General features: G+C 42.0%; 15 protein-coding genes. 11 read left to right on the top strand and 4 right to left on the bottom strand.

What is annotated here, in order from left to right; translation table 11 throughout:
• Positions 1–5: 5 nt before the first annotated feature.
• The 3 genes from HPS56_RS04515 to HPS56_RS04525 all read right to left on the bottom strand — a co-directional run bounded on the left by HPS56_RS04515 (position 6) and on the right by HPS56_RS04525 (position 3094).
• The gene (locus tag HPS56_RS04515; protein ID WP_172274544.1) at positions 6–1499 is read right to left on the bottom strand and encodes a TolC family protein; all 1494 of its coding nucleotides are present in this window, start codon (positions 1497–1499) and stop codon (positions 6–8) included.
• A gap of 705 nt (positions 1500–2204) precedes the next feature.
• Entirely contained in the window at positions 2205–2717 is a 513-nt protein-coding gene (locus tag HPS56_RS04520; RefSeq protein WP_172274549.1) for a hypothetical protein, read from the bottom strand.
• 41 nt (positions 2718–2758) lie between these two features.
• Positions 2759–3094, bottom strand: a complete 336-nt coding sequence (locus tag HPS56_RS04525) for a hypothetical protein (RefSeq protein WP_172274553.1) — start codon at positions 3092–3094, stop codon at positions 2759–2761.
• 329 nt (positions 3095–3423) lie between these two features.
• Between HPS56_RS04525 and HPS56_RS04530 the strand changes: the two genes are divergently transcribed.
• From HPS56_RS04530 to HPS56_RS04555, 6 genes are read left to right on the top strand one after another with little or no spacing between them, the layout of a single operon-like run.
• Positions 3424–3795 (top strand): hypothetical protein, encoded by a 372-nt coding sequence (locus HPS56_RS04530; protein ID WP_172274557.1) that lies wholly within the window; start codon positions 3424–3426, stop codon positions 3793–3795.
• A 7-nt stretch (positions 3796–3802) separates the two neighbouring features.
• Positions 3803–4381 carry a hypothetical protein gene (locus tag HPS56_RS04535; RefSeq protein ID WP_172274562.1) on the top strand — a complete coding sequence of 193 codons (579 nt, stop codon included), beginning with the start codon at positions 3803–3805 and terminating at the stop codon, positions 4379–4381.
• Positions 4378–4689, top strand: a complete 312-nt coding sequence (locus HPS56_RS04540) for an NVEALA domain-containing protein (RefSeq protein WP_172274567.1) — start codon at positions 4378–4380, stop codon at positions 4687–4689. The genes HPS56_RS04535 and HPS56_RS04540 overlap by 4 nt, the downstream gene beginning before the upstream one ends.
• A gap of 21 nt (positions 4690–4710) precedes the next feature.
• The gene (locus tag HPS56_RS04545; protein WP_172274571.1) at positions 4711–5040 is read left to right on the top strand and encodes a hypothetical protein; all 330 of its coding nucleotides are present in this window, start codon (positions 4711–4713) and stop codon (positions 5038–5040) included.
• Positions 5037–6173, top strand: coding sequence for a DUF4934 domain-containing protein (locus HPS56_RS04550; RefSeq protein ID WP_172274574.1), 1137 nt, complete (start codon positions 5037–5039; stop codon positions 6171–6173). Before HPS56_RS04545 ends, HPS56_RS04550 begins: the two co-directional genes overlap by 4 nt.
• Positions 6173–7393, top strand: a complete 1221-nt coding sequence (locus tag HPS56_RS04555; RefSeq protein WP_172274578.1) for a DUF4934 domain-containing protein — start codon at positions 6173–6175, stop codon at positions 7391–7393. The genes HPS56_RS04550 and HPS56_RS04555 overlap by 1 nt, the downstream gene beginning before the upstream one ends.
• A 112-nt stretch (positions 7394–7505) precedes the next feature.
• Here HPS56_RS04555 and HPS56_RS04560 read toward each other — a convergent pair whose 3' ends face one another.
• Positions 7506–9131, bottom strand: coding sequence for a tetratricopeptide repeat protein (locus HPS56_RS04560; protein WP_172274581.1), 1626 nt, complete (start codon positions 9129–9131; stop codon positions 7506–7508).
• Positions 9132–9460: 329 nt separating this feature from the next.
• Here HPS56_RS04560 and HPS56_RS04565 point away from each other — a divergent pair, with 329 nt between their 5' ends.
• The 5 genes from HPS56_RS04565 (at position 9461) to HPS56_RS04585 (ending at position 13765) form a co-directional block, all read left to right on the top strand.
• On the top strand, positions 9461–9832 hold the full coding sequence (locus tag HPS56_RS04565; RefSeq protein WP_172274557.1) for a hypothetical protein: 372 nt from the start codon (positions 9461–9463) through the stop codon (positions 9830–9832).
• 7 nt (positions 9833–9839) lie between these two features.
• The gene (locus HPS56_RS04570; protein ID WP_172274562.1) at positions 9840–10418 is read left to right on the top strand and encodes a hypothetical protein; all 579 of its coding nucleotides are present in this window, start codon (positions 9840–9842) and stop codon (positions 10416–10418) included.
• Positions 10415–10687 carry an NVEALA domain-containing protein gene (locus tag HPS56_RS04575; protein ID WP_172274584.1) on the top strand — a complete coding sequence of 91 codons (273 nt, stop codon included), beginning with the start codon at positions 10415–10417 and terminating at the stop codon, positions 10685–10687. Before HPS56_RS04570 ends, HPS56_RS04575 begins: the two co-directional genes overlap by 4 nt.
• 94 nt (positions 10688–10781) lie before the next feature.
• Positions 10782–11726, top strand: coding sequence for a TolB-like 6-bladed beta-propeller domain-containing protein (locus tag HPS56_RS04580; RefSeq protein WP_172274587.1), 945 nt, complete (start codon positions 10782–10784; stop codon positions 11724–11726).
• A gap of 128 nt (positions 11727–11854) precedes the next feature.
• On the top strand, positions 11855–13765 hold the full coding sequence (locus HPS56_RS04585; RefSeq protein WP_172274590.1) for a transglutaminase-like domain-containing protein: 1911 nt from the start codon (positions 11855–11857) through the stop codon (positions 13763–13765).
• The last annotated feature ends 20 nt before the right edge of the window (positions 13766–13785 follow it).

The raw sequence follows: 13785 nt of genomic DNA on the forward strand, positions 1-13785 counted from the left end.
GGAATCTATTCATAGTTTCTTTCGTTTAACAGTTTATCATAGTCAGTCGACAGCTTACATTGGAACTGCCAATCATAAAGCGTTGTACGGCGCAAAGTATAGTAATCCAACCAATATCTCTGCAACTGACTGACATATTGCGACTTGGCAGTCTCGGCCTCTTGCAGTGCAGTGTTAAGTTCGGTAACGCTAACCGTCCCTTCCTCAAACCTTCGTTTCGTCATCTCGTATCTCTCGGAAGAAATGTCACGGGCACGCTGTGCGGTACGGCATTGTTCTGACTGACAGGCAAACTGCACAACCTGCTTTCTCACGTCCTGCACATATTCCTCGCGCTGCTGTTCCACCTGCAACCTCGCAAGTTCGAGATTGGCTTCAGCCACACGCACACGTCCTTTGCTCACTCCCCAGTCGAATATGGGCAGCGACAACGTAAGCCCAACCTTCTCATTGTCCTTCAATCTGCCGTATGCGTCATGCAGATTATCCGCAGTCTTGGTGAATCCAATCTCACTACGCAATTGTAGCTGTATGCCTTTCTGGGATTTGGCCTGAGCAAGCGATTTCCTTGCCTCGAGCTGTATTAGATTCTGGTTCTGGCTGTGTGAGGAATTTGTAAGCGCATAGGCTATAGCATCGTTTACATTTATAATCACCTCAGGCACATCTGCCGGAACATCAAGTTCCACATTCTGATAGTTGGAAAGCCTAAGATAAGAGAACAGGTTGAACAAACAGTTATCAAGCTGAATCCTGTTGTTCGTCACGGCCACCTTGGCATTGAGCACCGAGAGTTCCAATTGAAGGATGTCGCTTTTATTTATAGTGCCAAGCTCAAAACGCTTCTGCGCCATCTCATACATCGTCCGCAAATCAGCATGATTCTTTATGCTCTGCCTGTAATTTGTCTGTGCCGATATTGCTCCGAAGAAGAGCTGGGTGGCTGTAATAGTTACCTGTTCCATATTCTCGAGATATTCTTTTTTGGCAATGTCGTATTCCACGGGAGCGGTCTTACGCTGCCAATTAAGCGAGTTATATGAACGCAACGGCTGGGTGTATGTTATGCGCAAAGGTTGTGAATTATAGGTGGTAAGATCGTAGTCGAACTGGTCGAGCCTGTAGAGATACGACTGAAGCGACACTGTTCCGCCCAACCACGGTATATGCTGGTCTACAGACAACGTCATGTTGTTTGTCAGCGAATTATTGTCGACATAGTTTATAAGTCCGCTTTCAGAATTGCGCGTCTCAACCTTTGAATGGTCGAAATTAAGCAGACTGCCGCCAAGATTCACCGATGGCAACAGCTCTGCCTTGAAAGAACGATAAGTCCAATAAGCTGCCACAAACCTGAATCTAGCAGACTGGGCATTGTGCGAACGCTGCTTGGCAATAGTTATCACATCATTCAACGTAAGTGGTCTCTCGGCACAATGACACAGCAACGGTATCATAAACACAATACCCATCAAAAGTATCTTTCTTTTTATCATCATACCGGCATTTGTTTAAAACTATACACAACTGCGATATGCCAATATATCATTATTGTATCCATACGATAAATATTCTTTAAAGCGCTTTGTCGGTTCTTTTGATTGCAAATATAGACATTATAATCTTTAATGACAAAGAAAACGTAAACTTTTTATTTCAAAGTGTTACATTGTCAAAAACGCTTAATAACTGATTATCATACACATACACAAAAACGCCCTTTATATGGCATCTAAAAATGTAACAAACACACTTACTTGTTTTTTATAAAAGTCCTTTTTTCTTTATTATTCGATATTCATATATGTAGAATCGTACACGTCTTTAATAAAAATAGAATATCTAAAAAAACGATAATCGGAATCTTTGATTCACATTTTATGGAATATATCAAACTGTTGACATAAAAACAGACTTCTTTATAATATTACAACTGCAATAGGAGTATATATAAAGGTATAAGAGAGAGAAAGATATAACCATAAGTATGGATTGTATATAAAGCTCCTCACCTCATAAAGCCAATAAAGGAAAAGACATAGCTCTATGGCATACAGAGAATACTATAAAATAAAAACGTGGAAAAAGAGCCGATTCTTGTTACCGACAATAATTCAAGTACTTTTATGTCTTTTGTTTGTCAAAAAGGCCGTTTGTTTACTGTTTGACGTGTATTTTGAAAAAGGCCTCAGGTAAATACCCACTTATCCGTCTTTCTGTTGCTGTTTTTGGCCCGAATCTCTCATTCTCGACTTCATGGCCCTGACAGCTCCCGGTGAAGTTGACATCTTTGCGGCTATATCCTTCTCATTCATGCTCATATCGGTCAGAATGCTGTATATACTCCAGTTTGTGGTAGTGTTTTCAGGAAGCTCGAAGCCGTTGTTTGTCATGATGTAATATTTGATAAGGCCTCCTTCTCTGTCTTTTTCCATGTCTGCATGTTCCCGTTTTCCATTTATGTACAGATATAGTCTGTGTCCTTCCACAAAGATGTCCGTCGTGTTCCGCTCTGCCCTGATGATATTCCTCCTGTTTTCTTCCTCAAGCTGTCTTATCCTCTTTTTCCGGTTCTCTGAGATTATTTTTATGTCCGTTTCTTTCTTCTCCAGCCTTTCAATCTTCCTCGCGGACGTATCCACATCCCTCTTGTTCTCGCCAATGAGCTCCCGCTGCCTGTCTATCTGTTCCCTCTGTTTGTATATTGTCTTTTCCATCTTTACTTTCCTGTGTCTGTACAGGCCGGTGGTGGCCGTTGTCAGCCAGGAACACGGCCCTTGAAATAATAAGGCCTTGCCAGTTTTTCCTTGTCGTCGGTTTCCATATAGTGTGTCAGGTTTTCCGCGATCTGTGCACTGTCCGTCCAGCTGTCGTCTTTCCAGAAATGCAGTTGTGTATACAGCAGATTGTAGTATGCCTTATTGTTCTTGTCCTTTATCTTCGTGGTGTCAAAGTCCGATATTGCCATGTATGCGGAATCATACATGTTTTTAGTTATAAGCGAATCTATTGCAGACAGTTTTGTGGTGCAGTCATTGTTTCCGCAACCTATAATAAATAATGTGGAAACTAAAAAGGTTAATAGCTTTTTCATTGTTTTTGGTATGTTGTTTTTTGCAGATATTATGAGAACCGCACGCAATCAAGCTTGTTTTTGAATTTGCACGGTTAAGCGTTAATAATGCAAAAATACGTATATTTGTGGACAGACAAAGAAACATGGAGTTTTATTTGTTACATTTTTAAGGTCAAATACAGTATGGTTTTCAAACCAAGTGATTGATAGTGAACGTTTTTGGTCTTTTTTACACTGTAACACTTTGTAAAAAATATATTTTGATTTTCTTGGCGCAACTCGTTTAAATTCATATATTTGCAGCACGTTTTTTATTCAAACTACTGTTAAACTTAAATTTAAATGTCATGAGGAAACAAACTTTAATCATGTGTCTCGCCGTCTTTTCAATGTCACTCGGCATGTTTGCCGGACCGACAATAACAAAGGATAAAACAAGCAATGAGAACAAGCCAAGAAACGAGGCCGCTACCGACACAACGACAGTAATCGGATTCGACGGTTATAATACAGTTGAAATAGACTTCAACAAAGAGTCTGATGGAGTAAAGATTAAGATTTACCAGCGCGACAGTCTGGTTTATGAGGATACCGATAATGTGAAAGCCGGTACCACTCTCTGTTATACTATAGGGAACACCAAGGATAAGGTTTTCGACATTGTCGTTGAGAGCAACGGTAAGGAAGAGGCATCCGAATCCATAATGGTACACTATTAACCGTTCGATGAAATTTCTTGCTGTAATATTGTTGCCACTTGTCGGGCTGTTTGTTTCCTGCGGCGGCTCAACAGAAATCAAAGACAGTCTTGACGCAATGCTGTCTCATCCTGTCAGGTTAAGTCTTGACAGGATGAAGTGCAGCTATCGTGGCAGTGATACCTTGATGGCGGACAGCATAAAGCCTGATTTGCGTCTTGTGGTATATGTAGACTCATCGGAGTGTTCTTCTTGCGTATTAGACCAGATGTATCATTGGAATGAAATGCTTTCAGAGTCACGCAAATATGACGGCCGGTTACAATATGTGTTTATTGTCGCTCCCCGTCCGTCGCAGCTTGAGGACGCCCGGCTTTCTTTGGAGTATTGTGGACTGCAAAGTCCGGTGTATGTGGACACCGGTTTCGTTTTCCGTTGTTCAAATCCTTGGTTTCCATCCGGCAGGATGTATCATACGTTTCTTCTGAACCGTAATGACAGTGTGCTGTTGGTAGGAAGTCCGTTGGATAATCCTAATATAAACGAATTATTCACGCGGACGGTAAAGTCCGTAATTACAAACAATAGTAAAAATAATAAATTATGAGACGAGAATTAAAGTTTGCACTTTGTGCTGTAGTGTTGGTTTGCAGTGGTATCACCGGTTATTTGTCTATACCAAAGACACAAGACAGTAACATGCTGATGGAGAATGTGGAGGCGTTGGCACATGATGAGAATCCCAATAATTGTTGGGAAGGAAAAGATGAAATAACGTATCCTGTATATATGAAAATTTATGATTCTCAAAAACAAGAATATGTTGATAGTATTATTGGCTATAGAAAATGTATTGACTGTTTTGGTTACAAGAAAGGATGTGTTGAGTGTTATCCAAGAGATTTTCCATGTTAGTTTTATAAAAAATAGAAAATAATGAAAAAGTATATATTGGTGTGTCTTGTTTTATCATTGTTTGTTTATGTCTTTTTACAAGACAACTTTCTTTTTGGTAATAGAAAAGAAAGTATGATGATAAATAATGTAGAAGCATTAAGTCAAGGTGAAAACTATGGCTCGACAGCAGAAATGAAGAGAGTACGCACGGAAAGTAACTTTATGTATTATGAGACTGAAGAAACAGATAGTTGCGTATATGTGTATAAATGTTATTGGATAGTTGAATATGTTGATTGTATCGGAAAGGGGAAACTTCCATGTGAAGAGACTGTAATAGACAGAGGAATAGAAAAAGAGCTTTTATGATGAGAAAACTATATGCATTAATGGTTTGTATGCTGTTTGCGTCCTGTTCGGAAAAAGTGTACAATAATGCTCCTGTACTAAGTATAACGGAAGAGAGCGGCAAACTTGTCGACACTTTATTTACCTGCGATATGCAGGAGATAAAGCTTGAGACCAATCATGAGTGTGCAATAAGCGCAATAGAGAAAATAATACTGCATGACAGCATATATTATATAAAGGACATCCGTCAGGACAAGGTCTTCATGTTCGGTGAAGACGGTCATCATATCCGTACAATAAAAGACATAGGCCGTGGACATGGAGAGTATATAAATCTTATAGATGTAGCAATAGACCGGCATGCCGGCGAGCTACTGCTTCTTGTTTCTCCTAACGGAATTATGCACTATACCGTTGACGGAAAATTCAAATACCGTCAGAATCTGGACAGGCCTTATACTGATATCAGTTGTGACAAGAATCATTATTATCTTCGTTGTGAGACTTATGCCAACAAAAATCAGGTGGGGCATTCGGTCACTGTAATGGATAAGAAAGACGGACATGTTTCCGACCAGTTAAAACTTGATGCCGAACATGCTCCGTTTTGTTCTTTCGGCCCACGTATGTATGATTGTGGCGACAGACGGTTCTTCACGCGTTTCTTCGATGATACAGTATACGAACTGGCGGATGGCGGTGTGACGCCTGCATACAGCATCGGATTTGGGAAATATTCTTTTTCCACGGATATGCTTGACGGGCGGATTGATTGCGACAAACTTTTTGGTAAAGCGCGGAAGAGCAAATCGGTCTATGCCGTTTCCAAATTAAAGGCCGGTAAGAGATTCATGCTGTTTTCTTCCAATCTCTTCGACATTTTCGTATATGACGTGTTGGAGGGCCGCGGCATTCATTCCTTTGCCAATCCGTGGTGTTCAGACATGAACCTCCAATGGGAATACCATCCTTTAGAGGGCACAACGGATAAGATTTGCGGAGTGGTAAGGTCTTCGGTATTTTCTTCCATGAAGAAGATAATAAAAGAAAACCTCTCTCTTCGTGACAGGTTCAGCGAGGAAGCTATCAGGGTTGCCGACAGATTCAATGACGGTGACAATCCTCTTATTCTAATATATACTTTGAAATAATGAACAACAAAGTCAAGTTCCTTTTAAACATTTCTTTTGCAGCGGCTCTTTGTAGCTGTAGCGTAGACCGTGTCGTTTCTGTAGCACATAGTGTTGATGTCGCAAAAATCAATATCGACAGTGCATTGAAAGAGAAATCGGTTAGAATGTCTTCCTATTTCAAGGCTCCCAAGACCATAATATTGGAGACCGGTCCGGAGTCTGCCATAGGCGAGGTTCGTTCCATGGAGATGTTTGAAGGCAAGATATTTGTTTTGGACACTAAGTCTCAGGCGTTGTTTGTTTTTGACGGCAATGGCAAGTATCTGCATAAGATAGGCCGCAGGGGTAAGGGCCATGGCGAGTATGTGGATCTTTCCGATTTTTCCATAGACAGGAAGAACGGTATAATCTACCTGTGGGACGAGGCTCTCGACATGGCCCATAAGTATAATATAAGCGATGGCGGTTATGTCTCATCCATAAAGACGGAACGTAACGGCTACAACAGTTACTACATGCAATATCTTGACGGCCGTCTGTTTGTAAACCGCACCTCATTGGATGTTTCCGGTGACAATTATATGTTGAAGGAAATCGACTGTGAGACGGGTGTTCAGCAGGCATCCCTGTTGAGTGCCGGCAGTTACAATAAAGGGTGGAATGTTCCTTTACGGTTGCCACACAGCATGTTTTATTCAAAGAACACAGATTCTCCTAAGTATATAGAAATGTTTTCCGACACGATAGTTTCAATTACTCCCGAGGGTATTGTGCCGTCGTATGTCATTCAGAGTAAGGATTTTGCCACAGCGGAAGAAGTCGCGCGTATACTTGAAAAACGGAAAGAAGGTGACCGTAATACGGATTTTGCTGAATTGTATGGCAAAAAACGGGTATTCTCATTTTCCCAGTTTGTTGAGTTTGGAAATAAAATTTGTTTAAAGTTTTATATGGGGGCGGATAGATATTATCTTCTTTATGACAAGAAGACCAAGGAGACGGTAGTTACCAATATGCTTGTTGATGATTATATTTATGAAAATAACTTTATTCCAATGGATTTGTGTTATAGCGATGAGAAAGGTGTCATAGCGTTGTTGAATTCAGAGTATATACATCCTTTTGTAAAACATATCATTTCAGAAGGCCTGCTTGACAAGAATATCGACCAGTATGAGCGTTTGATGAATCTCACAGAGGAATCAAATCCCGTATTATTCTATCATGAACTGAAGTGACAATAATATGATATAGAGTTTCAGAGGGTGTGTCAAAATCCTATAATTAGGCATCGCTTTGTTGGGTATTTTGCCACACCCTCATGTCTTTTCATGCCAGTCTATCCTTTGTTTATTGTTGTTCGGACATTCTCGATTTCATTGTTCTGAGTGCTCCTGACGACAACGCCATTTTCTCTACAATCTCCTTTTCTTCAAATTTCATATCTGCCAGTATTCGGTAAATGCTTTGGTTGGCAGTATAGTTTTCCGGCAGTGTGAAATCCTTGTTTATCGTGGTGTAGTACTCGATGAACGCCTCTTTTTCCGTCTTTCTCCATTCCTTTGTTCTCCCGTTGTCTTCTTTAATCTTATTGTACAGCCTGTATCCCAAAGAAATTCTGTCGGCCATGTTTTGCTCCGCCTTGATGATGTTCCTGTTGTTTTCGTTTTCAAGCTGTTTTATTCTCTTTTTCTGGTTCTCGGAGATAGTTTTCATGTCTGTTTCCTTTTTCTCCAGTTTTTTGATTTTCTTGGCTACCGCCTCCGCCTCCTTCCTGTTTTCTCCAAGCTGTTCCTGCTGTTCTTCTATCAGTTCCTTCTGCTTGTATATTGTCTTTTTCATCTTTCCTTTCCTGTATCTGTACAAGGAGACAATGGTTATTGTCACCATCAACATAATCACGGCTGTTATTACGGCGGTAGTCTTTCCGTTTTCCGCCTTTTCCACGTTCCTGTCTGCCTCAAACCTCGCCTGCACCTCCTTCACACTGTCCGCCTCCCATTTCCTTTGCAGCATATTGTCGAGGACCAATATGCTGTCCGCCAGCTCCGCCGCCTCTTCAGCGGCTCCGATGCCGAGCTTGTACTCTCGCATGTCGTTCATGATATTTATTCGTGTATGCATGTCGTCTCCGCATATCTCCAGTCCTTGTCTCCATGCTTTCACGGCATTGGTGAAATCACGCTCTTCAAGATATATTGCCGCCAATACACGGTATGTTGTGGCAAGTGGTTTTATTTTCAACGACCGTAACACATACCGCATTGCCTTGTCCGTCCCCCATAATTCGTATTCGGTTCCAAGATTGGCCAGGAATATGGCCTGTTCCTCTTCCGGTATGTACTTAAGCAATGGAATATATTTCTTTTTATAATATAAAGAGCTGTCTGTGTGGCCATCACGTCCGAAAAGAAACGCCAAATTGTTGTAAGTGGAAATCAGCTGTTCCTTATCGCCCGATATCTTGGCATATTCAACGGCACGTCTGCTATACGGGAATGCGCTTTTGATTTCTCCGCCGTCAGAGTTCAAACATGATATTGTCATCTGTATTCTGCTCTTTAACAAGTAATCGCTTGTTTCTTCCGAATGGTGTTCCGCATGTTTCAGCATCAGTATAGCCTCTTTGAGATTTCCGCATCTTCCTGATATCCGTCCATAGAAATAATATGCCCTCGCCAATTTTTCCTTGTCATCCGTGTCTGAATAATGCTTTATGCTTTTAGATATACCGGTGCTGTCGGTCCAATCGGCATCTTTCCAAAAGCGTAGCTGGGTATACAGCAGATTGTAGTATGCCTTATTGTTCTTGTCCTTTATCTTCGTGGTGTCAAAGTCCGATATTGCCATGTATGCGGAATCATACATGTTTTTAGTTATAAGCGAATCTATTGCAGACAGTTTTGTGGTGCAGTCATTGTTTCCGCAACCTATAATAAATAATGTGGAAACTAAAAAGGTTAATAGCTTTTTCATTGTTTTTGGTATGTTGTTTTTTGCAGATATTATGAGAACCGCACGCAATCAAGCTTGTTTTTGAATTTGCACGGTTAAGCGTTAATAATGCAAAAATACGTATATTTGTGGACAGACAAAGAAACATGGAGTTTTATTTGTTACATTTTTAAGGTCAAATACAGTATGGTTTTCAAACCAAGTGATTGATAGTGAACGTTTTTGGTCTTTTTTACACTGTAACACTTTGTAAAAAATATATTTTGATTTTCTTGGCGCAACTCGTTTAAATTCATATATTTGCAGCACGTTTTTTATTCAAACTACTGTTAAACTTAAATTTAAATGTCATGAGGAAACAAACTTTAATCATGTGTCTCGCCGTCTTTTCAATGTCACTCGGCATGTTTGCCGGACCGACAATAACAAAGGATAAAACAAGCAATGAGAACAAGCCAAGAAACGAGGCCGCTACCGACACAACGACAGTAATCGGATTCGACGGTTATAATACAGTTGAAATAGACTTCAACAAAGAGTCTGATGGAGTAAAGATTAAGATTTACCAGCGCGACAGTCTGGTTTATGAGGATACCGATAATGTGAAAGCCGGTACCACTCTCTGTTATACTATAGGGAACACCAAGGATAAGGTTTTCGACATTGTCGTTGAGAGCAACGGTAAGGAAGAGGCATCCGAATCCATAATGGTACACTATTAACCGTTCGATGAAATTTCTTGCTGTAATATTGTTGCCACTTGTCGGGCTGTTTGTTTCCTGCGGCGGCTCAACAGAAATCAAAGACAGTCTTGACGCAATGCTGTCTCATCCTGTCAGGTTAAGTCTTGACAGGATGAAGTGCAGCTATCGTGGCAGTGATACCTTGATGGCGGACAGCATAAAGCCTGATTTGCGTCTTGTGGTATATGTAGACTCATCGGAGTGTTCTTCTTGCGTATTAGACCAGATGTATCATTGGAATGAAATGCTTTCAGAGTCACGCAAATATGACGGCCGGTTACAATATGTGTTTATTGTCGCTCCCCGTCCGTCGCAGCTTGAGGACGCCCGGCTTTCTTTGGAGTATTGTGGACTGCAAAGTCCGGTGTATGTGGACACCGGTTTCGTTTTCCGTTGTTCAAATCCTTGGTTTCCATCCGGCAGGATGTATCATACGTTTCTTCTGAACCGTAATGACAGTGTGCTGTTGGTAGGAAGTCCGTTGGATAATCCTAATATAAACGAATTATTCACGCGGACGGTAAAGTCCGTAATTACAAACAATAGTAAAAATAATAAATTATGAGACGAGAATTAAAGTTTGCACTTTGTGCTGTAGTGTTGGTTTGCAGTGGTATCACCGGTTATTTGTCTATGCCAAAGACACAAGAAAGTAACATGCTGATGGAGAATGTGGAGGCGTTGGCTAATGTTGGTGAAGAACCATGTAATAGTATAAATGGCTATCGGCAATGGAAGGTAAACGGAAATTGGTTTGAGTCAAAAAAGGAATTTTATGATTGTTGTGATATGAAGCAAGAAGGATATTCTCCTAAAGAAAATTGTAGAAGATAGTATTAAAATTGGTTTTTGTCTTGAATAAGAGCAATGGCTTCATGAGAGTTTTGTGACACTTTCATGAAGTTTGTAATCATAAATATAAAAACGTATGATAAGATATATTTCTGTTTTAACAGTCTTGTTTATGTTCTTTTCCTGCGGCAGCAAGGAAAAAGCAATAGGTCATCATAAACTTGATGACAGTTTTTTGGAGGAGCGTAAGGTGACTTCAGATGCTTGTGGCTTGGACATTCAATTAGAGGAATGGCTGTTGACCTCAAACGCATTGATATGTAAGACCGGGAATCCGGATTCTTTATATGTATGCTACGACAGAAACACATTGCGTAAGGTCTCGTCGTTTGGAAAGAGAGGGCATGGTAAGGACGAATGGATTTATCCTCATTTGTTTAATGTAACCGATGATGAGGTTGCTGTGATAGATAACGGTTCCCGAAAAATGTTCGTATTGGGAGAAGGTGGGATTTCTTATAAACGCACCGCTCCGTTTTCAGACCTCCTTAACAACGTGAAGACCTTACGGTATCCTGTTGCAGGCTATGTATCAACGACTCCACGCATGCTGTCATTGAAAATAGCCGACATGGAGACGGCAAACCTCTTGGATTCGATTTGTTTCGTTTCCGAAGACGGCAACTCGTCAGTATATGATTTCTCATGGTCGTGCAATGAAAATAAGCTGGTGCTCGCCAATATGTATTCAAACATGTTTGTTGTATGTAAGTTAGGCGAGAAGTATAATATAGAGACAATGGATTATTACGAGACAGACCTGAAGTTTTATGATGACAAGGTGTTCTATACAGATATTGCATGCGGTGAGAACATATATCTGTTGTCTCAAAAGAAAATAGACATGGAAAACAAAAGCGGTTTTTCGGAAATAGAGATATATGACTATAACGGGAAACCAGTGATGAAACTGTCATTGGATTTTGTTGCAGGAAAAATGTTGCTTGACGAACGGAATCACCGCCTGTTGCTTACATCTGTAATGGATGGAGACATTCATACGGTAAAGTTGAGAAGCTAATCCCAACAGTCTAATGACTATTGACGGTAAGTCTGAAAGTTATGATATAAAAGAATGTACGGTTTATAGAAAACGTTATATGAGTAATGATAAAGCGTTTCTTTAGTATTATCCTCACATTGATATATATGTCTTGTACAGCTTTGCTGTCTGTATCTTTCGCATCATGTGATGACGGTGTGGAGCGTGCGATGCAGGCGGCCGGCAAGAACAGTGCGGAATTGCAGAAAGTGATAGATCTGTATGCCGATGAAGGCGGCCTCAGATATAAGGCGGCTGAGTTTCTTGTAGAAAACATGCTGGTTCACCATACTCGGACCAGTGCCGCTGTGGACTCGTTTGTGCGGCGTATGCTGAAGGCCGACACACTGGAATCAAGAGAACTTACAAAATGGTGGAAAGAATACAGGAAAGCAGACAAACCGGTGTGTGTTTATGACGTCAAGACGCTGGATGTCCGTTTTCTGGCAGCAAATATTGATGCGGCATGCCGGGTTTACGATGCAGTGCCGTGGAAAGAAGATATAGACGAGGACATGTTCCTCAACTACATACTGCCCTACAGAATAAGCGACGAGCCGCTGTCGCCTACAGGATGGAGAGACTCGCTTTATCACCGTTATCATCCAATAACAGACACGATAACAGACATGAAACGCGCCTATTATGCCGTATACAGGGCAGTGTCAGCAGAAGTGAGGGTGCGTTTGCTGGGTGACATGACCTATCTGATGAGTGTGGCGGATGCCGGCCGGATAAAGCGCGGCCGTTGTCTGCAACAGTGCGTATATATAGCATCCGTGATGCGCGCGCTCGGCATTCCGGCCGTTGTGGACGGTGTATCGCGATGGGCAAACTACAGCACCACCGGGCACTCGTGGGTGGCATTAGTGACGCGCGACGGGACATATACCGTGTATGGTGACGACACGATAGCCAGAAAACACAACCCCATAAACTCTTCTTCGTTCTCGCTTAAATATAAGGTGGAGAAAGACTATCCCATACCTCTCGACTTTGTCAAGACCGTGCCGAAGGTGTGGCGCACGGAGTTCGCGTTAAAATCCCCGTCATTCATGGATAAGGACGCCCCGGAGAGCGTGAAGCGGATGTTCGGGTATAACCAGTCTGCGGATGTGTCGGAGGAATACGGCCTCACAGGTAAGTATAATCAGAAGATGCCGTCGTCGGCAGAATGCGCTTATCTTTGTGTATATGCTACGGGTACAGACTGGACACCTGTATGCACTGCCAGGCGCAGTTTCGGCAAATGCCGATTCACCGGCTTGCAGGATTCTGTGGTATACATACCGATGACATACACAGGCGGACAGTTGGCGCCCATTGGCAAACCCTTTTATCTTGACAAAGGAACGCGCCATGAGATAACGCCCAACATGACGCGCAAGCATAAGGTGGTGCTTACGCGCAAATATCCGTTTGCAAGGAGCATTTTGCGTCCGTGGCAGGAAACGGCCGGAGGCTGCGTGACGGCCTCGCAAGACAAGGAGTTTAAAAATCCGGACACACTGTTTGTCATAGACAAGACACCGGTGTTCAGAAATGTGGCCTATGCCGACAGCGCGCGCCGATACCGATATATGAAGTATGCCTCTGCCCCCAACAGGCGTGGCGCGATAATGGAATTATGTATATATTCTGCCGGCAGGAGGATGACCGGCAAGCTGTTTGCCGACGGAGCGGAAAACATAGAAAGTATTTTCGATGGCGACACATTTACAGGCATGGAAAAACTGCAGCCGGGATATTCGGTAGGACTCGACATGGAAAAGGCGGTGAGGGTCGATTCCGTGGCGTTCTATCTGCGCAACGATGGTAATTTTATTGACATAGGCGATGATTATGAGCTTTTGCATTATGATAACGGATGGCATCCGCTTGGCCGGCAGAAAGCCGTAGCGGAACATTTGGTATTCGATGATGTGCCTGTCGGAGCGTTGTTGTTGTTGAAAAACCGCACCAAGGGCAGCGAGGAACGTATCTTCACGTATGAGAACGGCCGTCAGTCATGGTGGTAGGAGTTATATTATAAAGACCG

The sequence above is a fragment of the Xylanibacter muris genome (genome assembly GCF_013166605.1).
Classification (GTDB): Bacteria; Bacteroidota; Bacteroidia; order Bacteroidales; family Bacteroidaceae; genus Prevotella; species Prevotella muris.

Coding starts and splice junctions, on each gene's coding strand:
- HPS56_RS04515 (WP_172274544.1), bottom strand. CDS start 1,499: ATGATGATAAAAAGAAAGATACTTTTGATGGGTATTGTGTTTATGATA.
- HPS56_RS04520 (WP_172274549.1), bottom strand. CDS start 2,717: ATGGAAAAGACAATATACAAACAGAGGGAACAGATAGACAGGCAGCGG.
- HPS56_RS04525 (WP_172274553.1), bottom strand. CDS start 3,094: ATGAAAAAGCTATTAACCTTTTTAGTTTCCACATTATTTATTATAGGT.
- HPS56_RS04530 (WP_172274557.1), top strand. CDS start 3,424: ATGAGGAAACAAACTTTAATCATGTGTCTCGCCGTCTTTTCAATGTCA.
- HPS56_RS04535 (WP_172274562.1), top strand. CDS start 3,803: ATGAAATTTCTTGCTGTAATATTGTTGCCACTTGTCGGGCTGTTTGTT.
- HPS56_RS04540 (WP_172274567.1), top strand. CDS start 4,378: ATGAGACGAGAATTAAAGTTTGCACTTTGTGCTGTAGTGTTGGTTTGC.
- HPS56_RS04545 (WP_172274571.1), top strand. CDS start 4,711: ATGAAAAAGTATATATTGGTGTGTCTTGTTTTATCATTGTTTGTTTAT.
- HPS56_RS04550 (WP_172274574.1), top strand. CDS start 5,037: ATGATGAGAAAACTATATGCATTAATGGTTTGTATGCTGTTTGCGTCC.
- HPS56_RS04555 (WP_172274578.1), top strand. CDS start 6,173: ATGAACAACAAAGTCAAGTTCCTTTTAAACATTTCTTTTGCAGCGGCT.
- HPS56_RS04560 (WP_172274581.1), bottom strand. CDS start 9,131: ATGAAAAAGCTATTAACCTTTTTAGTTTCCACATTATTTATTATAGGT.
- HPS56_RS04565 (WP_172274557.1), top strand. CDS start 9,461: ATGAGGAAACAAACTTTAATCATGTGTCTCGCCGTCTTTTCAATGTCA.
- HPS56_RS04570 (WP_172274562.1), top strand. CDS start 9,840: ATGAAATTTCTTGCTGTAATATTGTTGCCACTTGTCGGGCTGTTTGTT.
- HPS56_RS04575 (WP_172274584.1), top strand. CDS start 10,415: ATGAGACGAGAATTAAAGTTTGCACTTTGTGCTGTAGTGTTGGTTTGC.
- HPS56_RS04580 (WP_172274587.1), top strand. CDS start 10,782: ATGATAAGATATATTTCTGTTTTAACAGTCTTGTTTATGTTCTTTTCC.
- HPS56_RS04585 (WP_172274590.1), top strand. CDS start 11,855: ATGTCTTGTACAGCTTTGCTGTCTGTATCTTTCGCATCATGTGATGAC.